20 protein-coding genes are annotated in these 22,620 nt (G+C 61.7%); 14 read left to right on the top strand and 6 right to left on the bottom strand.

Annotated features, from left to right (window positions below; genetic code table 11):
• Window positions 1-42 precede the first annotated feature (42 nt).
• Window positions 43-2,307, top strand: coding sequence for a DNA topoisomerase IV subunit A (parC, locus tag P3S72_RS03290; RefSeq protein WP_276196049.1), 2,265 nt, complete (start codon window positions 43-45; stop codon window positions 2,305-2,307).
• Window positions 2,308-2,483: 176 nt separating this feature from the next.
• Complete coding sequence (locus P3S72_RS03295) at window positions 2,484-3,191, top strand: ABC-type transport auxiliary lipoprotein family protein (protein WP_276196050.1); 708 nt, start codon at window positions 2,484-2,486, stop codon at window positions 3,189-3,191.
• Between the two features lie 179 nt (window positions 3,192-3,370).
• Here P3S72_RS03295 and P3S72_RS03300 read toward each other — a convergent pair whose 3' ends face one another.
• Window positions 3,371-4,903: an AhpA/YtjB family protein gene (locus P3S72_RS03300; protein WP_276196052.1), complete on the bottom strand. Its 1,533-nt coding sequence runs from the start codon at window positions 4,901-4,903 to the stop codon at window positions 3,371-3,373.
• A gap of 134 nt (window positions 4,904-5,037) precedes the next feature.
• Between P3S72_RS03300 and serB the strand changes: the two genes are divergently transcribed.
• Window positions 5,038-6,252: a phosphoserine phosphatase SerB gene (serB, locus tag P3S72_RS03305; protein ID WP_276196053.1), complete on the top strand. Its 1,215-nt coding sequence runs from the start codon at window positions 5,038-5,040 to the stop codon at window positions 6,250-6,252.
• 70 nt (window positions 6,253-6,322) lie between these two features.
• Here the strand turns inward: serB and asd are convergent, their stop codons facing one another.
• Genes asd through P3S72_RS03320 form a run of 3 tightly spaced genes read right to left on the bottom strand, consistent with a single transcriptional unit; the run spans window position 6,323 to window position 9,608 of the window.
• Window positions 6,323-7,183 (bottom strand): archaetidylserine decarboxylase, encoded by an 861-nt coding sequence (asd, locus tag P3S72_RS03310; protein WP_276196054.1) that lies wholly within the window; start codon window positions 7,181-7,183, stop codon window positions 6,323-6,325.
• A gap of 16 nt (window positions 7,184-7,199) precedes the next feature.
• The gene (gene rhdA, locus P3S72_RS03315) at window positions 7,200-8,015 is read right to left on the bottom strand and encodes a thiosulfate sulfurtransferase (protein WP_276196055.1); all 816 of its coding nucleotides are present in this window, start codon (window positions 8,013-8,015) and stop codon (window positions 7,200-7,202) included.
• A 57-nt stretch (window positions 8,016-8,072) separates the two neighbouring features.
• Window positions 8,073-9,608, bottom strand: a complete 1,536-nt coding sequence (locus P3S72_RS03320) for an HDOD domain-containing protein (protein WP_276197887.1) — start codon at window positions 9,606-9,608, stop codon at window positions 8,073-8,075.
• 167 nt (window positions 9,609-9,775) lie between these two features.
• Between P3S72_RS03320 and motA the strand changes: the two genes are divergently transcribed.
• Window positions 9,776-10,627 (top strand): flagellar motor stator protein MotA, encoded by an 852-nt coding sequence (gene motA / locus P3S72_RS03325; RefSeq protein ID WP_276196056.1) that lies wholly within the window; start codon window positions 9,776-9,778, stop codon window positions 10,625-10,627.
• 3 nt (window positions 10,628-10,630) lie between these two features.
• Complete coding sequence (gene motB / locus P3S72_RS03330) at window positions 10,631-11,647, top strand: flagellar motor protein MotB (protein WP_247401846.1); 1,017 nt, start codon at window positions 10,631-10,633, stop codon at window positions 11,645-11,647.
• A 49-nt stretch (window positions 11,648-11,696) separates the two neighbouring features.
• Here the strand turns inward: motB and rsgA are convergent, their stop codons facing one another.
• Window positions 11,697-12,728 carry a small ribosomal subunit biogenesis GTPase RsgA gene (rsgA, locus tag P3S72_RS03335; RefSeq protein WP_071491684.1) on the bottom strand — a complete coding sequence of 344 codons (1,032 nt, stop codon included), beginning with the start codon at window positions 12,726-12,728 and terminating at the stop codon, window positions 11,697-11,699.
• A gap of 108 nt (window positions 12,729-12,836) precedes the next feature.
• On the opposite strand from rsgA, the gene orn reads away from it, so the two are divergent.
• The gene (gene orn, locus P3S72_RS03340) at window positions 12,837-13,379 is read left to right on the top strand and encodes an oligoribonuclease (protein WP_276196058.1); all 543 of its coding nucleotides are present in this window, start codon (window positions 12,837-12,839) and stop codon (window positions 13,377-13,379) included.
• Window positions 13,380-13,537: 158 nt separating this feature from the next.
• On the top strand, window positions 13,538-14,155 hold the full coding sequence (locus tag P3S72_RS03345) for a trimeric intracellular cation channel family protein (RefSeq protein WP_276197888.1): 618 nt from the start codon (window positions 13,538-13,540) through the stop codon (window positions 14,153-14,155).
• Here the strand turns inward: P3S72_RS03345 and queG are convergent.
• On the bottom strand, window positions 14,149-15,216 hold the full coding sequence (gene queG / locus P3S72_RS03350; RefSeq protein ID WP_247401853.1) for a tRNA epoxyqueuosine(34) reductase QueG: 1,068 nt from the start codon (window positions 15,214-15,216) through the stop codon (window positions 14,149-14,151). The two genes, P3S72_RS03345 and queG, sit on opposite strands and share 7 nt — an antisense overlap.
• 63 nt (window positions 15,217-15,279) lie before the next feature.
• Between queG and P3S72_RS03355 the strand changes: the two genes are divergently transcribed.
• From P3S72_RS03355 to hflX, 7 genes are all read left to right on the top strand, one after another.
• The gene (locus P3S72_RS03355; RefSeq protein WP_276196061.1) at window positions 15,280-16,140 is read left to right on the top strand and encodes an NAD(P)H-hydrate dehydratase; all 861 of its coding nucleotides are present in this window, start codon (window positions 15,280-15,282) and stop codon (window positions 16,138-16,140) included.
• Window positions 16,128-16,598 carry a tRNA (adenosine(37)-N6)-threonylcarbamoyltransferase complex ATPase subunit type 1 TsaE gene (gene tsaE, locus P3S72_RS03360; protein ID WP_247408696.1) on the top strand — a complete coding sequence of 157 codons (471 nt, stop codon included), beginning with the start codon at window positions 16,128-16,130 and terminating at the stop codon, window positions 16,596-16,598. The genes P3S72_RS03355 and tsaE overlap by 13 nt, the downstream gene beginning before the upstream one ends.
• 15 nt (window positions 16,599-16,613) lie before the next feature.
• Entirely contained in the window at window positions 16,614-18,035 is a 1,422-nt protein-coding gene (locus tag P3S72_RS03365; protein WP_276196062.1) for an N-acetylmuramoyl-L-alanine amidase, read from the top strand.
• The gene (mutL, locus tag P3S72_RS03370; RefSeq protein WP_276196063.1) at window positions 18,035-19,948 is read left to right on the top strand and encodes a DNA mismatch repair endonuclease MutL; all 1,914 of its coding nucleotides are present in this window, start codon (window positions 18,035-18,037) and stop codon (window positions 19,946-19,948) included. The genes P3S72_RS03365 and mutL overlap by 1 nt, the downstream gene beginning before the upstream one ends.
• On the top strand, window positions 19,948-20,919 hold the full coding sequence (gene miaA / locus P3S72_RS03375) for a tRNA (adenosine(37)-N6)-dimethylallyltransferase MiaA (RefSeq protein ID WP_276196064.1): 972 nt from the start codon (window positions 19,948-19,950) through the stop codon (window positions 20,917-20,919). The genes mutL and miaA overlap by 1 nt, the downstream gene beginning before the upstream one ends.
• A 94-nt stretch (window positions 20,920-21,013) precedes the next feature.
• The gene (hfq, locus tag P3S72_RS03380; RefSeq protein WP_276196066.1) at window positions 21,014-21,274 is read left to right on the top strand and encodes an RNA chaperone Hfq; all 261 of its coding nucleotides are present in this window, start codon (window positions 21,014-21,016) and stop codon (window positions 21,272-21,274) included.
• A gap of 12 nt (window positions 21,275-21,286) precedes the next feature.
• Entirely contained in the window at window positions 21,287-22,588 is a 1,302-nt protein-coding gene (gene hflX / locus P3S72_RS03385) for a ribosome rescue GTPase HflX (RefSeq protein ID WP_247398214.1), read from the top strand.
• Window positions 22,589-22,620: the final 32 nt, after the last annotated feature.

The raw sequence follows: 22,620 nt of genomic DNA on the forward strand, positions 1-22,620 counted from the left end.
CGGCATTTCCGCGGCGCCTTACCAAACAATGATGAGGCCCGCATGAGTGACATCCTCGCAGACAGCTTAGACGGCGTAGAACGCCGGTCGCTGGCTGACTTCACCGAAAATGCCTACCTCAACTACTCCATGTACGTGATCATGGACCGTGCCTTGCCGCATATCGGCGACGGCCTGAAGCCCGTACAACGGCGCATCATCTACGCCATGAGTGAGTTGGGCCTGGACGCAGATTCCAAGCACAAGAAGTCGGCGCGTACCGTCGGTGACGTGCTCGGTAAGTTCCACCCCCACGGCGACTCGGCCTGCTATGAAGCCATGGTGCTGATGGCCCAGCCGTTCAGCTACCGCTACACGCTGGTGGATGGCCAGGGTAACTGGGGTGCGCCGGATGATCCCAAGTCCTTCGCCGCCATGCGATACACCGAGGCGCGCCTGTCGCGTTATTCGCAAGTGCTGCTCAGCGAACTGGGCCAGGGCACCGCGAACTGGGGCCCGAACTTCGACGGCACTCTCGACGAACCCCTGGTGTTGCCGGCACGTTTGCCGAATATCCTGCTCAATGGCACCACCGGCATCGCCGTTGGCATGGCCACCGACGTACCGCCGCATAACCTGCGGGAAGTCGCCGCGGCCTGCGTGCGCTTGCTCGATGAGCCCAAAGCCACGGTCGAGCAGCTCTGCGAGCATATCCAGGGCCCGGATTACCCGACCGAAGCGGAAATCATCACGCCGCGCGCCGACCTGCTGAAAATGTACGAAACCGGCAAGGGCTCGGTGCGCATGCGTGCCGTCTACCACGTCGAAGACGGCGACATTGTCGTCACCGCACTGCCGCACCAAGTGTCCGGCGCCAAGGTGCTGGAGCAGATCGCCGCGCTGATGCAGGCCAAGCCGTCGAAATTGCCGCAGGTCACTGACTTGCGTGACGAGTCCGACCACGAAAACCCGTGCCGCATCGTGATTATTCCGACCAACAGCCGGGTCGACCATGAAGTGCTGATGCAGCATCTGTTCGCCAGCACGGACCTGGAGTCCAGCTACCGGGTCAACGTCAACATCATCGGCCTGGACGGCAAGCCGCAGCTGAAGAACCTGCGCAATCTGCTGGTGGAGTGGCTGGAGTTTCGCGTGCAGACCGTGCGTCGCCGCCTGCAATTTCGCCTGGACAAGGTCGAGCGCCGCCTGCACCTGTTGGACGGCTTGCTGATTGCCTACCTCAACCTGGATGAAGTGATTCACATCATCCGCACCGCCGAGCACCCGAAAGCCGACCTGATCGCGCGTTTTGAACTGAGCGAGATCCAGGCCGACTACATCCTCGACACCCGTTTGCGTCAATTGGCGCGACTGGAAGAGATGAAGTTGCGCGACGAACAGGACGCGTTGCTCAAGGAACAAGCCAAGCTGCAAGCGCTGCTGGGCAGCGAAGCCAAGCTCAAGAAGCTGGTGCGCAGTGAGCTGATCAAAGACGCCGAGACCTATGGCGACGACCGTCGTTCGCCTATCGTTGAGCGCGCAGACGCGAAAGCACTGACAGAAACCGAGCTGTTGCCAAACGAGAAAATTACGGTCGTTCTGTCGGAAAAGGGTTGGGTTCGTTCCGCCAAGGGGCATGATATTGATGCGACGGGCTTGTCGTACAAAGCTGGCGATGGCTTCAAGACCTCCGCTGCCGGGCGTTCCAACCAGTTTGCGGTGTTTATCGACTCCACCGGGCGCAGTTACTCGGTGCCGGCGCACACCTTGCCATCCGCGCGCGGGCAGGGCGAGCCGCTGACCGGGCGCCTGACGCCGCCACCGGGGGCGAGTTTCGAGTGTGTGTTGCTGCCGGAAGATGACTCACTGTATGTGATCGCCTCCGATGCGGGTTACGGCTTCGTGGTCAAGGGCGAAGACCTGCAGGCCAAGAACAAGGCCGGCAAGGCGCTGTTGAGTCTGCCGAACAACGCCAAAGTGATCCTGCCGCGTCCGGTGGACGATCGCCAGGGCAATTGGCTGGCGTCGGTGACCACTGAAGGGCGTTTGCTGGTGTTCAAGATCAGCGACCTGCCGCAGTTGGGTAAAGGTAAAGGTAACAAGATCATCGGTATTCCCGGCGAGCGGGTAGCCAGTCGCGAAGAGTACGTGACGGACATCGCGGTGATCCCGGAAGGCTCTACCCTGGTGCTTCAGGCCGGCAAGCGCACGTTGTCGCTGCGCCCTGACGACCTTGAACACTACAAGGGCGAGCGCGGCCGGCGCGGCAATAAATTGCCTCGTGGCTTCCAGCGAGTAGATGCTTTACTGGTGGAAACGCCCGTTTAGCGCGGATTAGAGCTCTCGATCTACGATTTAACGCGTAGATCGACGCTTTCGCGCTGGAGTCATGGCGCATATTCACGGATGATATGGCCTTTCCAGCGCCGGCGTGGCCGAGCGTGTTTAGGTTATTTTTAGTATTACATTGTGGTTTGCCTTGTGGCAGCCGCCTGGATGGGATGATGACTGCTCCACGCCTTCCTTTTATTTTCGTGCTCGCTGGCCTTCTCGGGCTGGCGGGTTGCAGCACACACCAGCCGGTGTCGCTGTACCAGCTGGACAGCGGAAGTCCGGCTCAGCCAGCTCAAGCCGCTGGCATGGCCGTCTTGCTGGGCCCGGTTGTTGTTGCTGACTACCTGCAACGCGAAACATTGCTGCAACGTCAGAACGACGGCAGCCTGCAAGGTTCCACCGATGGTCGTTGGGCGGGCAGCTTGTCGTCCGACATCAACCAACTGATGTTGCGCCAGGTGGCGGGTCAGTTGGACAGTCAACGTGTGGTCCTGGCGCCTGCGCCCACCGGTTTTTCTCCGGATGTGCAGGTGTTGCTGACCATTACCCGACTCGACTCCGGTACCTCGCAACCGGCGATTCTCGATGCGCAATGGCGCTTGATCGACCGCCGCGGCCAGGTGCGTGATAGCCGCATCGTGCATCTGCAGGAAGAGCATGCCGGCACCACTGCGTCCCAGGTCCAGGCCCAGGGCGTGCTGTTGCAGCATCTGGCTCAGCAATTGTCGGTGGCCCTCAAACCATTGGCCAACCAGCCACCGGTCGCCGAGGCGCCGCGCAAGCAAGCGCCAGTACAGGCCAAGCCGGCTGCACCGGAAAAGCCGAAAATTCCGATGGCTACGCCGATCCGCACGGACATGGAAGTGTTCAGGTTCTGATCTGAATGGCTCCAACAAAAAAGGCCCGCTTATTCAGCGGGCCTTTTGTTTGTGCGCGATTTACTTGAGGCGTGTGGAGTCCAAATGTGGGAGGGGGCTTGCCCCGATAGCGATGTGTCAGTTGCAGCCTTTTTGACTGACACTCCGCCATCGGGAGCAAGCCCCCTCCCACATGTCAGTCAGTGCTTGGCACGGGTCTCGTGCATTCGCGCCAATTGCCGCTCCAGCATCGATGGGTACGGCTCCATCAAGCGTTCTACGCAACTGGCGCCCTCAGGGCTGGCAATCGGGCGGATACGTGCGCGTTGGCGGATCAGCGTGTCTTCACTGATCTTGCGCTCAACCAGCAGCAGGTTGCGGCTGTGTTGGGACAGGGCCAGGGCGTCCTGGGCGATCTCGGTCAGCAACAGGTCGATCTGGCTCATACCGAACAGGTCGTCGCCGACGGTCAGGCCCAGTTGCAACTGCAACGTGATGCCGCTGTCGGCCACTTCGATCTGCAACTCATGGCCCAGGGCGCGTAGCAGCTCGCCGCAGCAGATGGCGTTGGTCAGGTAGTCTTCGCCGCTGTCTTCGCTGTGGAACAGCATCAGTGTGCTGCCATCGTTCAGGGTGTGCAGTTCGCTCTGGTAGAGCGAGGCGGCCTGGTCGAGGCAGTCGCGGTAGCGTTCCAGTAATTCCGTCAGGCGGGCGCGGGGCAGGCGGCGCAGTTGGTCCTGGGCACCCAGTTGCACGGCCAGGACAGCGCTGTGCTGGGGCTCGGCGTTCTTTACCGGTGCGGGCTTCGGCGCGACGACCGGGCTGCTGGCAGAGGTGTCGCGCAGGTCGGCGAACGGGTCTTCGTCGTCCAGCTCGTCTTCTTCGGCCCTGATCACATGGCGTGGTGCAGGCTTCAAGCCAGCGACCGGCGCGCTTTCGTCAAAGCCCGGGTCGCGCAGGTTGCGCACTTCAAAGGCGGGCTCGTCGTCGTAATCGCTGTCGTCGAACTCGGGCTCGGGTTCAACCTCGGGCGCTACCGGTTCCGGAGCGAAGCTGGCGTGAAGCTGGCGCGCAAGGTCGCCGATCTCGTCCTGACGATCGGTGGCCGGGGTGTGTTCGTCGATATCCCGCAGCCAGATGCGCAGTTGCATCAGCGGCGTGGAGATATGCCGTCCCAGGCGCAGGCTCAAGGCCAGGGCCAGGGCTAGCAGGATCGCGCTGAGGATGCCCATGCTTTGCAGGCTGATGGTCATCGGCTGCTGGAATTGCTGCATGTCCAGGCTGATGCGCAATTGGCCGGCTTTCACATCCTGAAACGTGATATTGCTCTGGTACAGGCCTTCGGCTTCACCCAACAGGCCGTTTTTCGGGCGTTGCCCGGCTTCGGCCATGATCCGGTTGTCCACGCTGTAGATGGCGGCGTGGGCCACCAGCGGGTTCTTGGTCAGGTTGTTGAGCAGCACGTTGAGGCTGAGGATGTCGTTGGACACCAACAGTTCGGTCGCCGAGGTGGCGGTCTGGGTGGTCAAGCTCTCGCCCAGGGCATCGGCTTGCTCGTGCATGGCCTGTTTGAACTGCAAACCCATCACGCAGGCGTAGATCACCAGTGCCAGAGCGACCAGGATCACGTTATGGCTGGCGATGCGTAATGCGATCGGTACACGGCGGTGGCGCAGTGCCCGGAAGATCAGCAGGAAGAAGTTATCGGTTTTTACTGGCGTGGGCCGGTTCACTTGAGCTCGGCTCTTTAGTCCGTGAAATTGACGCGCAGTATAGCGACAGGCCCAAGACCGGCAAAGCGTTGGCTGTGCCCGGTGGTCACTGAAAGTGGGTAGAATGCGGTTTTTTTCCAGCCTGGGGGTGCGCTTTGCGCGAAATTGTCCTGATTAACATCACGGGGGAAGACCGGCCAGGTCTCACCGCCGCCATTACCGGTGTTTTGGCCCTGGGTGGTGTGAACATTCTCGATATCGGCCAGGCGGTGATCCACGACACCTTGTCGTTCGGGATTCTGGTGGAAATTCCCAGCACTGAGCAGGCGTCGTCCGTCCTCAAGGACATCCTGTTTACCGCGTACAAGCTGGATCAGCAGGTGCGCTTTACCCCGGTGTCCGAAGAGGATTACCGGCAGTGGGTGTCTGGCCAGGGCAAAAAGCGCCATATCGTGACCTTGTTGACCCGCAAAGTGACGGCCGAGCAGTTGCAGCGCGTCAGCTCGATCACCGCGCAATACGGTTTGAATATCGACCATATCGACCGTCTGTCGGGCCGCATGCCATTGGACACGCCGGCTGACCAGGGCAAGGGCTGCATCGAATTCTCCGTGCGCGGCGAGCCGGCCGACCCCCAAGCCTTGCGTGCCGACTTCCTGAGCGTGGCCCAGGAGCTGAATGTCGATATCGCCTTCCAGGAAGATTCGCTGTTTCGCCGCAACCGCCGCCTGGCGGTGTTCGATATGGACTCCACGCTGATCGAAGCCGAAGTCATCGACGAGTTGGCCAAGGCCGCCGGTGTCGGTGAGCAAGTCTCCGCAATCACCGAGCGCGCCATGGCCGGCGAGCTGGACTTTCGCGCCAGTTTCAAGGAGCGCCTGGCGCTGCTCAAAGGCCTGGATGTCAGCGTGCTGGACTCGATCGGTGCCTCCCTGCGCCTGACCGAAGGCGCCGAAACGCTGTTCGCCGAACTCAAGCGCCTGGGCTACAAGACCGCGATCCTGTCCGGCGGCTTCACCTACTTCGCCAAGCAATTGCAGGCCAAGCTGGGCATCGACTATGTGTTCGCCAACGAGCTGGAAGTGGTGGATGGCAAGGTGACCGGCGTGGCCGTGGAGCCGATCGTCGACGCGCAGCGCAAGGCCGACTTGCTGCGGGAATTGGCGCACAAGGAAGGTTTGCGTCTGGAACAGACCATTGCGGTCGGCGACGGTGCGAATGACTTGCCGATGCTGGCAATTGCCGGGTTGGGTGTGGCGTTTCGTGCCAAGCCGCTGGTCAAACAATCGGCCAAGCAGGCGATTTCGACCCTTGGGTTAGACGGTGTGCTGTATTTGCTGGGCTTTCGTGACCGCGACGGTCAGTTGTAACTGACAAATGTGGTCAAAAATGTGGGAGGGGGCAAGCCCCCTCCCACATTAAACTTTTGCAGGTTTCGGATCAGGCTTTCGGCAATGCGATACCCTGGCCCATCTGCACGGGCGAACCCGCCACCAGTGCTTCTGCCCACGTCACCTGATCTGGCCCGAACAGCACGATTGCAGTCGAACCCAGCTTGAAGCGACCCAGCTCCGCACCTTTCTCCAGGTGAATCGGCGCACGCGCGGCTTCGTCGTAGCGGAAGGTTTTCAGCTCGCGCTTGGGCGGCGTGACCAGGCCGGCCCATACGGTTTCAATCGACGCCACAATCATCGCGCCGACCAATACCACCGCCATCGGGCCGCGTTCGGTGTCGAACAGGCAGACAACACGCTCGTTACGCGCAAACAGCTCCGGCACGTTCTCGGCGGTGGTCTGGTTGACCGAGAAAATCCGCCCTGGCACGTAGACCATCTCACGCAAGGTGCCCGCCAGTGGCATATGCACCCGGTGGTAGTCCTTCGGCGACAGGTAAATGGTGGCGAAATCGCCGCCCATGAACGGCGCAGCCACGGCCGCATCGCCGCCCAGCAATTCCAGCACGCTGAAGCTGTGGCCCTTGGCCTGGAACACGCGACCATGTTCGATCGGGCCGAGTTGGCTGACGGCGCCATCGGCGGGGCTCAGGACGGCGCCCGGGGTTTGATCCAGTGGGCGCGCGCCGTCTTTCAGGGCGCGGGTGAAGAACGCGTTGAAGTGCTCGTAGGCCGTCACGTCTTCAACCAGGGCCTGGGACATGTCCACTTGATAGCGCTTGGCGAACCATGTGGTGAAGGCGTTCTTGAACCAGCGCACGCGGCACTCGGCAATGCAACCGGCCAGACGCGACAGCAGGTGGTGCGGCAGCAAGTACTGGCTGAGGATGAACAACTGCTTTTTCATTAACTGTCCTTAAACCTTAAATCTCGACGGGGGTGTCGGGGTGGTTGCCCCATTCGCCCCAGGAACCGGCATAACCTTTGACTCGCGGATAACCGAGCGCCTTGGCCACCAGGTAGGTGAAGCCAGAGCGGTGGTGAGTCTGGCAGTGGGTGATGATTTCTTTATCTTGGGTCAGCCCGAGGTTCTCGAGGATCTGCGGCATGTCGCGGCGGATGCGCAGGTTGCGCGCCTTGTCCATGCCGGCGGTCCATTCGAAGTTCACGGCGCCGGGGATGTGACCGCCCTTGGCTGCCAGGACTTTTTCGCCGGAATATTCCAGCGGGCCGCGTGCGTCCCAGATGCCCAGGTCTGCAGCGCCGAGACGGCTTTGCAGGTATTCGCGGGTCGCGGTGGGGCCATCATGCAGGGTGAGGCTGACAGGCCCGCCAGCCGGGGCCGGCACTTCGGTAGACAGCGGGTGCTTGTCTGCCAGCCACGCCAGCAGGCCACCGTCGAGGTAGTGGTATTTTGTGTGGCCGATCACGTCGAGCAGCCAGATAAAACGCCCGGCCCAGCCACCGCCTTCGTCGTCATAGACCACGTAGGTCGCGTCCGGGGTGTGGCCCAGTTCGCCGAACAGTTTCTCCAGATCAGCCTTGTTCGGCAACAGACCGGGAGCTGGCGCCTGGCCCAGTTGGGTGCGCTTGGGGTCAACGAAATGCGCGCCGGGGATATGCCCTTCGGCGTAGCGGGCGGCGCTGGTGAGGTCCACCAGAATCAGTTGGTCGGCATCGAGGCGGCCAAGCAGGTCGCTGTATTCGATCACCAGCGGCAAGCCAGAGAAGTCAGGCATGTGAGGTCTCCTGGGCACAAATGTTGGCGATAAAAGACGGCGATTGTAGCGCAAGCATCAACCGGTGCGGTTGGTAAAGCTGTGCAGGGCTTTTTCGATGCATTGAGCGGTTTTACCGAAGGCCTGCACGGTGGTTTCCGAGAGCGGCCCACCACCCTGGTCGGCGATCATCACCATGACCACCCGACCATTGCAGCTCAGTGAGCGCAACAGCAGGTGTTCGCCGTTGAACAGGCGACGCAGGATCGGCGGCAACAATGCGGCGAATTGCGCGTGGTTGTCGGGCGTGAAGCGCACTTGGGCGGGTTTTTCGAGCATGCGTTGCAGCAGCGTGCTGTTGACCACGTCCAGGCTCAAGTTCGTGGCGTCCCTCGGCAGGCCGGCGGCCTGGTGGACGCGCAAGGTGCTCAGGGCGCGATCCGCCATGAACAGCAAGACGCGCTGCATGCCGCTGGCCTCCAGGGCTTCCTTGGCGCAGGTGGTCAGGTGCATGGCGTTGGCGAAGCGGCTCGGCTCCACCAGTAATTCGGTGCAACGCTTGCGCCAAACGGCCAGGGCCTCGGCCGTCGGCGGTGGTGCGGGCAGCAGGCCGCGATGGATTTTCTGTACATGCCACGGCCAGATCAGCGACAGCGCCGGGTGCCAGAGGTCGGGCATCAAGGTGGCGCGAGCGTTGATCACCGCTTGCTGGTGAACCTGTTGCTGCACCTCGCTCAACGGCTGTTGCAGGTACAGCGCGGTGAGGTATTGCCAGCGCTCGGTATGCGGGCAGGTCCAGGATTCCTGGGCCGACATCGCCAGGCCGTTAGCCAACAACACTGTATTGGCCGGCTGGTTCAGCCAGCGCCGCAAACTGGGCTCGGCATCCAGCAATTGTTGCTGGCGCAGTGGGTCGTCTTCGCGGGCGATGCGCAATGCCTTGACCAGCAAGCGTTGCTCGGTCAGCAACAGGTGATAGCCCTGGGATACCCAGATCGGCAGGTGCCAGGTTTCGGTCAAGCCGAGGCACAGGTCCAGCAGGCGCACGCCGAACAATTCCTGCTCGACCCGGCGCGCCGATTGACCTTTGTGGATCACCCGCAGCTCCCATTCTTCCAGGAGCTTGGGGTAGGCCACCGCCATCGGCCACAACGGCGCCAGAAACAGCAGGCTGCCCCAGTGGATGTCCTGCCACAGCCGCGCCAGGCGGCTGGCGAACAAACCGCTGGCTTGCTGCGACGCGTGCCGGCTGACCAGCACCAGCTGGCGAAAGGCGACGGGGATTTCATTCATCGGCACTGACGGTAGGCGTGCCAGCAGGTCCTCGGCGCGTTTGAGGCCGAGACGGTTAAGTGCCACTTCAAGGTTTTCTGCCGGTTCCGCCATGCTGCCATGGGTGTGGCTGTTGGCCTCGCGCATCACGCTGAGTACCAGCGACGGGCTGCCCTGCATCAGCTCGGCAATATCTCGCAAAGAACTGCGGCTATCGCGGATGGCTTTGCACACGCGGTCGTGGCTGGCCTGGGGAACCGGCAGCCGAACGTCGTCCAGGCACTTGATCCAAGCCGCGAGAGAGAGGGGTCTTACAGATGGGTCTGTCTTTTCATTGGCCATGATTGGGGGCGCGATCATCACTTACTTCAACACGCCCTAAACGGGCCGAACTGGCTTTTCGCCTTGACGGTCTATAGTCTGGCGCAGTTTTGCCGATAAGTAGAACAAGAGTTTTCCAGTTCCTCCAAATATGTCCATGAACCCGACGGCGCAAGTACAAATTCCCTATGGCTAAAATAATCGGCATCATCGTCGTCCTTGCAAGCGTGCTCGGTGGCTATGTCCTATCTCACGGTAAGATTGCTGCGTTGATCCAGCCCTTCGAAGTGATGATTATTGGCGGCGCGGCATTCGGCGCATTCCTGCAGGCCAACCCCGGCTACATGACCATGCACGTGATCAAGAAGTCGCTGGGCATGTTTGGCTCGCGCTTCTCCCACACCTTCTACATGGAAGTGCTGGGGCTGGTTTACGAGATCCTCAACAAGAGTCGCCGTGAAGGCATGATGGCCATCGAAGCGGACATCGAAGACGCCTCGGCGAGCCCGATTTTCGCCAAGTACCCGGCAGTGCTCAAAGACGAGCGCATGACCGCCTACATCTGCGACTACTTGCGCATCATGTCCTCCGGCAACATGGCCCCCCACGAGCTGGAAGGCCTGTTCGACATGGAATTGTTCAGCCTCAAAGAAGAGCTGGAACACCCGTCCCACGCGGTCACCGGCGTTGCCGACGGCATGCCCGGCTTCGGTATCGTTGCGGCGGTACTCGGTATCGTGGTGACCATGGCCTCCCTGGGCGAGGGTGACCAGGCGGCCATCGGCATGCACGTGGGTGCGGCGCTGGTCGGTACGTTCTTCGGTATTCTCGCGGCCTACGGGTTCTTCGGCCCGCTCGCGACCTCCCTGGCCCACGATGCCAAGGAAGAAATCAATCTGTACGAAGCGATCAAGGCCAGCCTGGTGGCTTCGGCCTCCGGCATGCCGCCTTCACTGGCGGTGGAATTCGGTCGCAAGGTGCTGTACCCGAAACATCGCCCGAGTTTTGCCGAGCTGGAACAAGCGGTTCGCGGTCGCTAAGCCATGGAAAACAACCAGCCGATAATCATCAAGCGCGTCAAGCGCTTCGCTGCGGGGCACCATGGTGGCGCCTGGAAAATCGCCTTCGCCGACTTTGCAACGGCGATGATGGCGTTCTTCCTGGTGCTGTGGCTGATGTCCACCGCGACCCCCGAGCAAAAGATCGCCATCGCCGGTTACTTCAAAGACCCGATTGGTTTCTCGGAAAGCGGCACGCCCTTCGTGATCGACCTGGGCGGTTCGCCGCAGTTGGCGCCGGAGCGCACCATCAACCCTGAGGTCAAGACTGAGGCACCGCAGGAAAACATTCCGATCGAGCGTAAAACCGTTGAAAGCCTGGCCGAACAGGTCGAGCAGGAGCGCCTCGAATTATTGCTGAAGGAGTTGCAGACCAAGGTTGACGAAAACCCGCAGCTGCTGAAATTCAAGGATCAGATTTCGTTCGAAATCACCCCGGACGGTTTACGCATCCAGATCACCGACGCCGCCAACCGGCCGATGTTCGACTCCGGCAGTGCGCGATTGAAACCGTACTTTGAAGACATCCTGCTGGCCATGGCCGACACGATCAAGGCCGTGCCGAACAAGATCAGCGTCAGCGGCCATACCGATGCCAAGCCGTATGCGGGGCAAGGCGACTTTGGCAACTGGGAGCTCTCGGCCAACCGCGCCAACGCCGCCCGGCGTGCGTTGGTGGCCGGCAGCTACCCGGACTCGCAAGTGGCGCGGGTGGTGGGTTTTGCTTCGTCGCAGCTGTTTGATGCCAAGGAGCCGTTCAACCCGATCAACCGCCGGATCGATATTGTTGTGCTGACCAAAAAGGCTCAGCGCGCGATTGAAGGTGATCAGCCGCCACCGCCTCCGACCCCAGATGCGGGCGCGCAGGGCGGAGCACCGGTCGACCCGAACGCGATCCCGCCGGGGCAGGAGCCATTGCCGGCGCATGAGCTACGGCAGAAGCTGAACCTGTTTGATGATGGCGGCGCGAAAGACCCGACGGCGCCTGTCAAGGGCTCGTAAGCTGCATACAACAAGGCCGCGATAAACGCGGCCTTGTTGTATGCGCTGTTTAGTAACTGCTCTCAGGCAAACTCGCAATAATCGACCGATAGCTGTTCATCCGTTGTTGCTGTACGCGGCCATCTTCCAGCGCCTTGAGCAGGGCACAACCGGGTTCGCGGTCGTGTTTGCAGTCGCGGAAGCGGCAGGTGCCGATCAGGTCGTTGAACTCGATGAAACCGGCTTCCACGTCGCTGCGGCTGACATGACCGAGGCCGAATTCACGAATGCCCGGGGAGTCGATCAGCTCACCGCCGCCGGGGAAGTGGAACAACCGCGCGGTGGTGGTGGTGTGGGTGCCCTGGCCGGACAGCTCCGACAGCGGGCCGACACGGGTGTCGACTTCCGGCAGCAGGCTGTTGACCAGCGATGACTTGCCCACGCCCGACTGGCCGACGAACACGCTGATGCGCCCGTCCAACTGCTGTTGTAGCTGTTCCATGCCATTGCCGTGATGGGCCGACACTTCCAGCACCGGGTAGCCCAGGGTGCGGTAGACCGCCAGCAATGCGTTGAGCGCCGGGGCGTTCTGTTCGTCGATCAGGTCGAATTTGTTCAGCAACAACAGCGGACGAATGCCCGCATGCTCGGCCGCGACCAGATAACGGTCGATCAGGTTGGCGTGGGGCTCGGGCAGGGGCGCGAAGACGATGACGATCATGTCGACGTTGGCCGCCACCGGCTTCAACTGGCCGCGGCTGTCGGGGCGACGCAGTTCGGTGGTGCGCGGCAGTTGGGCGACGATCACGCCGATGCCTTGGTTGCCGGCACGCCACACCACGCGGTCGCCGGTCACCAGCGCCGGCAGGTTGGCGCGCAGGTGGCAGCGGAAGACCTGGCCGGCGAGTTCGCCTTCGAGCGCCTCGACTTCGACCTGCACACCAAAGTGCGCGATCACCAGGCCCGTTTGTTCGGGGCCCAGGTCGCCGCCCTCGAGCGCTTCCACGGCGGAGGATTCACGTTTGGCGGCGCGTGCGGCGCGTTCGCCCTGAATCTTTTCGATGCGCCAGTTTTGGCGACGGTTGAGCTGGCGTTTGGCCATTGGTGTTCCGTGTCGATAATGCAAAGGTTAGGTAAAACGGTCGCGAGTCTAGCACGGCCCCGCCTGCTAAACTGTGCGGCTACGCCAAGGTGCCAAGAGAATCAAGCCATGCAAAACCCACAAAATCTGATTTGGATCGATCTGGAAATGACCGGTCTGAACCCCGACACCGACGTCATCATCGAGATGGCGACCATTGTCACCGACAGCAACCTCAATACCTTGGCCGAAGGTCCGGTGATCGCCATCCACCACAGCGACGCCATCCTCGCCACCATGGACGAGTGGAACACCCGCACCCACGGCAACTCCGGCCTGACCCAGCGCGTGCGTGACAGCCGCATCAGCATGGCCGAAGCCGAAGCCGAAACCATCGCCTTCCTGGAAAAGTGGGTGCCCAAGGGCAAGTCGCCGATCTGCGGTAACAGCATCTGCCAGGACCGCCGCTTTCTTTATACCCACATGAAGGCACTGGAAAGCTACTTCCACTACCGCAACCTGGATGTGTCCACTCTTAAGGAGCTGGCCGCGCGCTGGGCGCCGGAAGTCAAAGACAGCTTCCATAAAGGCAGCACTCACTTGGCGCTGGATGATATTCGTGAGTCGATCGCCGAGTTGCAGCACTACCGCAAGCACTTCATCAAGGCTTGATGCCGGCTCTCTGTGGCGAGGGAGCGTGCTCCCGCTAGAGTGCGCAGCACGCTCGGTTCAGCCATCTGGATCTACCTGCCACACGCCATTCTCCGATACCTGGGGCTGCTGCGCAGCCCAACGGGAGCAAGCGCCCTCGCCACATTGTAAGGATCGCCATCATGCTGTTGATGCTCTACCTCATCGCCATCACTGCCGAAGCGATGACCGGTGCCTTGTCTGCCGGTCGGCGCGGCATGGACTGGTTTGGCGTGGTGCTGATCGCCTGCGTGACGGCGTTGGGCGGCGGTTCGGTGCGCGATGTGCTGCTCGGGCATTACCCGCTGACCTGGGTCAAGCACCCGGAATACCTGGTGCTGACGTCCGTCGCCGCGCTGGTGACGATCTTTATCGCACCGCTCATGCGCCGCCTGCGTTCGCTGTTTCTGGCGCTGGATGCGGTGGGTTTGGTTGCCTTCACCCTGATCGGCTGCATGACCGCCCTGGAAATGGGCCACGGTATGCTGGTGGCGTCGGTCAGCGGTGTGATCACCGGGGTGTTTGGCGGCATCCTGCGGGATATTTTCTGCAACGACATCCCGCTGATCTTTCGCCGTGAGCTATACGCCAGCGTGTCATTCCTCGCCGCCTGGTTCTACTTGCTGTGTCTCTACCTGCAGTTGCCGAGCGAGCAGGCGATCTTACTCACCCTGTTCAGCGGCTTTCTCCTGCGCCTGCTGGCGATCCGTTTTCACTGGGAAATGCCCAAGTTCGTCTACAACGACGACGTTCATTGACGCTCGGCGTGCTGCTTCAGCGCCCATTCCACGTGTTCGCGCACCAGCTCCGAGGGGTAGTCCCGGCGCGCCTTCAAGGCTTCCAGCACCGGAATGCTTGATGGCGCGTTGCCCAGGCCCACCGCCAGGTTGCGCAGCCAGCGCTCGTAGCCGGCGCGGCGTAGGGGCGAGCCTTCGGTGCTGCTGAGGAATTTATCCTCGTCCCACATGAACAGTTCGGCCAGTTGCGCGTTATCCAGGTTGTGCCGTGGCTTGAAATCGCTTTCGGCGGTGGAGCGGGCGAAACGATTCCATGGGCAAACGATCTGACAGTCATCGCAACCGAAAACCCGGTTGCCGATCAGTGGGCGCAAGTCTTCAGGGATCGCGCTCTTGAGTTCGATGGTCAGGTAGGAAATGCAGCGCCGCGCGTCCAGCACATAGGGCCCGACGAACGCGTTGGTCGGGCAAATATCCAGGCAGGCGGTACAGCGGCCGCAATGTTCGGTAGCGTGAGGCGGATCGACCGGCAACGGCAAGTCGACAAACAGCTCGCTCAGGAAGAAGTAGCTGCCGGCCTTGCGATTGAGGACCAGGGTATTTTTGCCGATCCAGCCCAGCCCGGCTTTTTCGGCGATGGCTTTTTCGAGCACCGGTGCGCTGTCGACAAAGGCGCGAAAGCCGAAGGGGCCGATTTGCGCCTGGATGCGTTCGGCCAGTTGTTGCACGCGCTTGCGGATCAGCTTGTGGTAGTCGCGGCCGAGGGCGTAACGGGAGATGTAGGCTTTTTCCGGTTGGGCCAGCAGTTGCGCCATGTGCGTGTCGCCGGGCAGGTAGTCCATGCGCAGCGAGACCACGCGCAAGGTGCCCGGCACCAACTCTTCGGGATGCGAGCGTTTGCTGCCGTGGGCGCCCATGTACTCCATCTCGCCGTGGTAGCCCGCGTCGAGCCAGCGTTGCAGGTGCTGTTCATGCTCGGCCAGGTCCAGGCCGCTGATGCCGACTTGTTGAAAGCCCAGCTCGCGGCCCCAGTCTTTGATCGATTGGGCGAGCGCGGGCAGATCGGAGGTAATAGCAGGCATGAGACACGGGAAACCACAGGTTAGATGGGTATAATTCTGCCAGACATCGGAGCTTGAAGACGTATGCCGCAGACAAAACACGAAATAACCGACGTTCAGCCCCTGTTGCCCGGCAATTTGCCGCGACTGGCTGCGCGTTCCCCGGACGCCCATAAAGGCCAGTTCGGTCACTTGCTGGTCATTGGTGGTGACAGAGGCTTTGGCGGCGCTGCGTTGCTCAGTGCCGAAAGTGCGCTGCGCAGCGGCACGGGCATGGTGTCCCTGGCGACCCGCCTTGAACATGTGCCCGCCGCATTGGCGCGCTTGCCGGAAGTCATGACCGTCGGTGTGAGTTCGGCCAACCAGTTGATGGGGTTGCTGGAAAAAATCTCGGTTATCGTCATCGGCCCGGGCCTGGGTGATGCCGCCTGGGGCAAGAGCCTGCTGTCCGTCGCCGCTAATGCCAAACAGCCGCAAGTCTGGGACGCCGATGCCTTGAATCAACTGGCGACCGGCAGCGTAAGCCTTCCTGCCAACTGCTTGATCACCCCGCATCCAGGCGAAGCTGCGCGTTTGATGGGGATGTCGACAGCAGAGGTTCAGGCGAATCGTCTTAACGTGGCGCGCGCGTTGAGCCAGAAATTCAACGCAGTGGCTATTCTCAAGGGGGCGGGCAGTTTGATTGCCAGCCCGGACGGCCGCGTTGCGCGCTGCGACCAAGGCCATCCGGCCATGGCGACCGCAGGGCTCGGCGACGTTTTGGCCGGCCTGGTGGGTGCGTTGCTGGCGCAGGGCATGCCCGCTTATGACGCCGGTTGCCTGGCCGTGTGGTTGCACGCCACGGCGGGAGCTCGGCAGGGCACCTTTGGTCGCGGCCTGGCTGCCAGCGACCTGATACCCGCCATTCGTCAATTGCTTGAGGAACAGTCACCGTGTCTGAAGTAATCCTTTTCCTGGCGGATGAAGAGGCAATGGTTGCGTTCGGTCATCGGATTGCCCAGGTGACGGGCGGGGCGGGGCTGATCTTTCTCGAAGGCGACCTGGGGGCGGGCAAGACCACGCTGTCCCGGGGGATCATTCGCGGGTTGGGCCATGCGGGGGCGGTGAAAAGTCCGACCTTTACGTTGGTCGAGCCTTACGAGATCGGTGCGATAAGAGCCTTCCACTTTGACCTCTATCGCCTGGTAGACCCCGAAGAGCTGGAGTACATGGGTATTCGGGATTATTTCGAGGATGACGCGCTGTGCCTGATCGAGTGGCCAGATAAAGGCACAGGCTTTTTGCCAAAGCCGGACCTGACCATTACCATTACGCCGCATGATCACGGACGTCGGCTGAAGTTGTTGCCCCAGGGCGCGCGCGGTGAGTCGTGGTGCGCCGCTCTGGCATTGGAATTCAAATAATTGGTGGGGTTAGGTATGCGCTTTCGCGCGTTGGTTGCTGTCGTAGGGGTGTTGCTTGCGGCAATGACTGTGAATGCTCTGGCTGCTTCACAGGTGAAGAGTGTTCGCCTGTGGCGAGCGCCGGATAACACGCGACTGGTGTTCGACCTGTCTGGCCCGGTCCAGCACAGCGTCTTTACCCTGACGGCGCCTGATCGCCTGGTGATCGACATCAACGGTGCGACCCTGGCCGCGCCGCTGAAGGTGTCTACCGCCAACACCCCGATTACCAGCATGCGCTCGGCCCAGCGCACGCCGACCGATCTGCGCGTGGTCATCGACCTGAAAAAGGCCGTGACCCCGAAAAGTTTCTCCCTGGCGCCCAACGCCCAGTACGGCAACCGCTTGGTGGTTGACTTGTACGACAACGCCGCCGATGCCGCGCCACCGCCCGCGCCGACGCCGAGTGTGGCAACCGTGCCGGCTGTGCCGGTCAGTCAGTCGCAACCGCAGGTCAAGTTGCCGCCGCCACCGCCGGCGCCTGCGGGTAAACGTGACATTATCGTGGTAATCGACGCCGGTCACGGCGGCGAAGACCCGGGCGCTTCCGGCTCGCGTGGTCAGCATGAAAAAGACGTGGTATTGGCCATCGCCCGTGAATTGCAGCGCCAGGTCAGCGGCATGAAAGGCTATCGCGCCGAGCTGACCCGTACCGGCGACTACTTCATCCCGCTGCGCGGCCGCACCGAAATCGCGCGCAAGAAGGGCGCCGACCTGTTCGTCTCGATCCACGCCGACGCCGCGCCTTCGTCCGCCGCCTTCGGCGCCTCGGTGTTTGCCCTGTCGGATCGCGGCGCCACGTCCGAGACGGCCCGCTGGCTGGCCGACAGTGAAAACCGTTCCGACTTGATTGGCGGGGCCGGCAACGTGTCCCTCGACGACAAGGACAAGATGCTTGCCGGTGTACTGCTCGACCTGTCGATGACCGCCTCGCTGACCTCCAGCTTGAACGTCGGGCAGAAAGTCCTGAGCAACATCGGTCGCGTGACATCGCTGCACAAACAGCGCGTTGAGCAGGCCGGGTTCATGGTGTTGAAATCGCCGGACATCCCGTCGATCCTGGTGGAAACCGGGTTTATCTCCAACGCCAACGAAGCCTCGAAACTGGCCAGCGCCAGCCACCAGCAGGCATTGGCACGCTCCATCAGTGCCGGTGTGCGTCAGTTCTTCCAGCAGAACCCGCCGCCGGGCACGTATGTCGCCTGGCTGCGCGACTCCGGGAAAATCGCCCAGGGCCCGCGTGACCATCGTGTACAGCCTGGCGACACCCTGGCCATGCTGGCGGTGCGTTTCCAAGTGTCGGCCGCGACCTTGCGCAGCGCTAACAACCTGAAAACCGATGAGTTGAAGGTCGGCCAGGTGTTGACCATCCCCGGCACTGAATTGGCGGCACAGTAATGAGTGAATCGATCCTCAACAGCGGCTCGCGCATCGAACTGCTCAGCCCGCGCCTTGCCAACCAGATTGCGGCGGGCGAGGTGGTCGAGCGGCCGGCTTCGGTGATCAAGGAGTTGCTGGAAAACAGCATCGACTCCGGCGCCAAGCGCATCGATGTCGACGTCGAGCAGGGCGGCGTCAAGCTGCTGCGGGTGCGTGACGACGGCAGCGGCATCTCCTCCGACGACCTGCCACTGGCTCTGGCGCGGCACGCCACCAGCAAGATTCGCGACCTTGAAGACCTTGAGCGCGTGATGAGCCTGGGCTTTCGCGGCGAGGCCCTGGCCTCGATCAGCTCCGTGGCGCGCCTGACCCTGACCTCGCGCACGCGCAGCGCCGACCAGGCCTGGCAAGTGGAGACCGAAGGCCGCGACATGGCGCCTCGGGTCCAGCCGGCTGCGCATCCGGTGGGCACTTCGGTGGAAGTGCGTGACCTGTTCTTCAACACCCCGGCGCGACGCAAATTCCTCAAGGCCGAGAAAACCGAATTCGATCACCTGCAGGAAGTCATCAAGCGCCTGGCCCTGGCGCGGTTCGACGTGGCATTTCATCTGCGTCACAACGGCAAGACCATCCTCAGCCTGCACGAAGCCAATGACGACGCCGCGCGCGCCCGGCGGGTGGCGGCGGTCTGCGGCGCGGGGTTCCTGGAGCAGGCGCTGCCGATTGAAATCGAACGCAATGGCTTGCGCCTGTGGGGTTGGGTGGGGTTGCCGACGTTCTCGCGCAGCCAGGCGGACTTGCAGTATTTCTTTGTGAACGGGCGGGCGGTGCGCGACAAACTGGTGGCCCACGCGGTGCGCCAGGCGTATCGCGACGTGCTGTTCAACGGGCGGCACCCGACGTTTGTGCTGTTCTTCGAGGTCGATCCGTCGGTGGTCGACGTCAACGTACACCCGACCAAGCATGAAGTGCGCTTCCGTGATGGGCGCATGGTGCATGACTTCCTCTACGGCACCTTGCACCGCGCGCTGGGCGATGTGCGTCCGGATGACCAACTGTCCGCGCCGATCGTGACGGCGGTGGTTCGCCCGAGTGGCCCGGAAGCCGGCGAGTTCGGCCCACAGGGCGAAATGAGCCTGGCGGGCAACCTGCTGCAATCGCCGCAACCGCAGCCGAACTACACGGCGCCGGGCACGGGTTCGGGGGCGGGCTATCAGTATCAATACACTCCGCGTCCGCAATCGGCGGTGCCGGTAGCTGAGGCGCAGGCGGCCTACCGTGAGTTCTTTGCGCCGCTACCGGGGGCCGAGCCGAGCGCCGTCGCCCTGCCCGAAGGAGGGGGTGATATTCCGCCATTGGGCTATGCGTTGGCGCAGCTCAAGGGCATCTATATCCTCGCGGAAAACGCCCACGGCCTGGTGCTGGTGGACATGCACGCGGCCCACGAGCGGATCATGTACGAGCGCCTGAAAATCGCCATGGCCAGCGAAGGCCTGAGCGGCCAGCCGCTGCTGGTGCCGGAATCCCTGGCGGTCAGCCAGCGTGAAGCCGATTGCGCCGAAGAGCACGCCAGCGTGTTCCAGAAGCTGGGTTTCGAACTGCAACGCCTGGGCCCGGAAACCCTGGCGATCCGCCAGATTCCCGCGTTGCTTAAGCAAGCCGAGGCCAACCGGCTGGTGGCCGACGTCTTGGCGGACCTGATGGAATACGGCACCAGCGACCGTATCCAGGCGCACATCAACGAGCTGCTTGGCACCATGGCCTGTCACGGTGCGATCCGCGCCAATCGCCGCCTGGCCTTGCCGGAAATGAACGGCCTGCTGCGCGATATGGAAAACACCGAGCGCAGTGGACAATGCAACCATGGCCGACCGACCTGGACCCAAATGGGCCTGGACGATCTGGACAAACTGTTCTTGCGCGGCCGTTGATGAGTGCCTTGCCCCCCGCGATCTTCCTGATGGGCCCCACGGCCGCCGGCAAGACCGACCTGGCCATCGAGCTGAGCAAAGTGCTGCCCTGCGAGCTGATCAGTGTCGACTCTGCCTTGGTTTACCGTGGTATGGATATCGGAACTGCCAAGCCTTCAAAGGAACTGCTGGCTCACTATCCGCACCGATTGATCGACATCATCGACCCCGCAATGAGCTATTCGGCGGCAGATTTCCGCACCGACGCGCTGGCGGCTATGGCCGAGATCACCGCGCGCGGCAACATCCCGCTGTTGGTGGGCGGCACGATGCTCTACTACAAGGCTTTGCAGGAAGGCCTGGCGGATATGCCGCCGGCCGACGCCCAGGTGCGCGCCGAGCTCGAAGAAGAAGCAGCGCGCCTTGGCTGGCAAGCCCTGCACGACCAATTGGCGGCAGTCGATCCGGTGTCCGCCGCGCGCATCCACCCCAACGACCCCCAGCGCCTCAGCCGAGCCCTGGAAGTCTGGCGGGTAAGTGGTCAGACCATGACCGAGCATCGGCAGCGACAATCTGCGCAAAGTGCTGACGCAGGCGCATCGGGGCGGTCACAATTGCCCTATACTGTGGCGAATCTGGCGATTGCTCCGGCAAATCGCCAGGTGCTGCATGAACGAATTGCACAAAGATTCACAATTATGTTGGAACAGGGGTTTGTGGACGAGGTCGTAGCACTGCGTTCAAGAGGTGATCTGCATTCAGGGTTGCCTTCGATACGTGCTGTAGGCTATCGCCAAGTCTGGGATCATCTGGATGGCAAGCTGACGTCAGCCGAAATGCGGGAGCGCGGCATTATTGCCACGCGCCAATTGGCGAAGCGTCAGTTCACCTGGCTGCGCAGTTGGAGCGATTTGCACTGGCTGGACAGCCTGGACAGCGACAATCTGTCACGCGCCTTGAAATACTTGGGAACGGTCTCCATATTGAGCTGAGTCCTTGCAATTGCCGTCTATCCTTGGGGGTGTGACGGCCATAAGCTATCTATTTTCCGATTTTTTATTATTGATCCTTAAAGGAGTGCGGCACATGTCAAAAGGGCATTCGCTACAAGACCCTTACTTGAATACTTTACGTAAAGAGAAAGTTGGGGTTTCCATCTACTTGGTCAACGGTATCAAGCTGCAAGGTACGATCGAGTCGTTCGACCAGTTCGTGATCCTGCTGAAAAACACCGTCAGCCAAATGGTTTACAAGCACGCTATCTCGACAGTCGTTCCAGTTCGTCCAATCCGTCTGCCTAGCGCGGCCGATGGCGAACAGGGTGACGCTGAGCCAGGTAACGCCTGATAGGAGTCTCCTTTGTTCTTTGAGCGCCACGGTGGTGGTGAGCGAGTGATCCTCGTTCACTTGGATGGACAGGACCCTGAGGCGCGCGAAGATCCGCAGGAGTTTCAGGAGTTGGCTAATTCGGCCGGCGCCGAGACCGTTGCGTTTTTTAACGTACCGCGTCATCGGCCAACCGCCAAATACCTGATTGGCAGCGGCAAGGTCGAGGAACTGCGCGACCTGGTCCATGCCGAACAGGCCGATCTGGTGATTTTCAATCACATCCTCACGCCCAGTCAGGAGCGTAACCTCGAACGTGTTTTCGAGTGTCGCGTGATCGACCGTACCGGCCTGATTCTCGATATTTTCGCCCAGCGCGCCCGTACCCATGAGGGCAAGCTCCAGGTTGAACTGGCCCAGCTTGACCACATGAGCACCCGGCTGGTGCGTGGCTGGACTCACCTTGAGCGCCAGGGTGGCGGTATCGGCATGCGTGGCCCTGGCGAGACCCAGCTCGAAACCGACCGGCGACTGCTGCGGGTTCGCCTGCGTCAGATCAAGGGCCGGCTGGAAAAAGTCCGCAGTCAGCGCGAACAATCGCGACGTGGCCGCAGCCGAGCGGATATCCCTACCGTTTCCCTGGTGGGTTACACCAACGCCGGCAAGTCCACGCTGTTCAACAACTTGACCAAATCGGACGTGTACGCGGCCGACCAACTGTTCGCGACCCTTGACCCGACCCTGCGCCGCCTGGAACTGGCGGACCTGGGGCCGATTGTCCTGGCCGACACAGTGGGCTTCATTCGTCACTTGCCGCACAAACTGGTCGAGGCATTTCGGTCTACGCTCGAAGAGTCGAGCAACTCCGACCTGCTGTTGCACGTGATTGATGCGGCTGAGCCTGATCGCATGTTGCAGATTGAACAGGTGATGGTGGTGTTGGGCGAGATTGGTGCCCAGGACTTGCCCATCCTCGAGGTCTATAACAAACTCGATTTGCTTGAAGGCGTTGAGCCACAAATTCAGCGCGACGAAGACGGCAAGCCCCAGCGGGTCTGGTTGTCGGCGCGTGATGGTCGCGGCCTGGACTTGCTTGAGCAAGCGATCGCCGAGTTGCTCGGCAACGATTTGTTCGTCGGCACCTTGCGCTTGCCTCAGCGTTTTGCTCGACTGCGTGCACAGTTTTTCGAGTTGGGCGCGGTACAGAAAGAAGAGCACGATGAAGAAGGTGTCAGCTTGCTGGCCGTTCGATTGCCGCGCTCGGAGCTGAATCGGCTAGTCAGCCGCGAAGGCGTTATACCGACAGAGTTCATCGAGCAACACACTTTGCAATAAAAGCCTGAGAAAGCGGTTGTGCCGCAGTAGCA

Source organism: Pseudomonas sp. D3 (genome assembly GCF_029320995.1).
In the GTDB taxonomy this organism is placed as follows: domain Bacteria; phylum Pseudomonadota; class Gammaproteobacteria; order Pseudomonadales; family Pseudomonadaceae; genus Aquipseudomonas; species Aquipseudomonas paraveronii.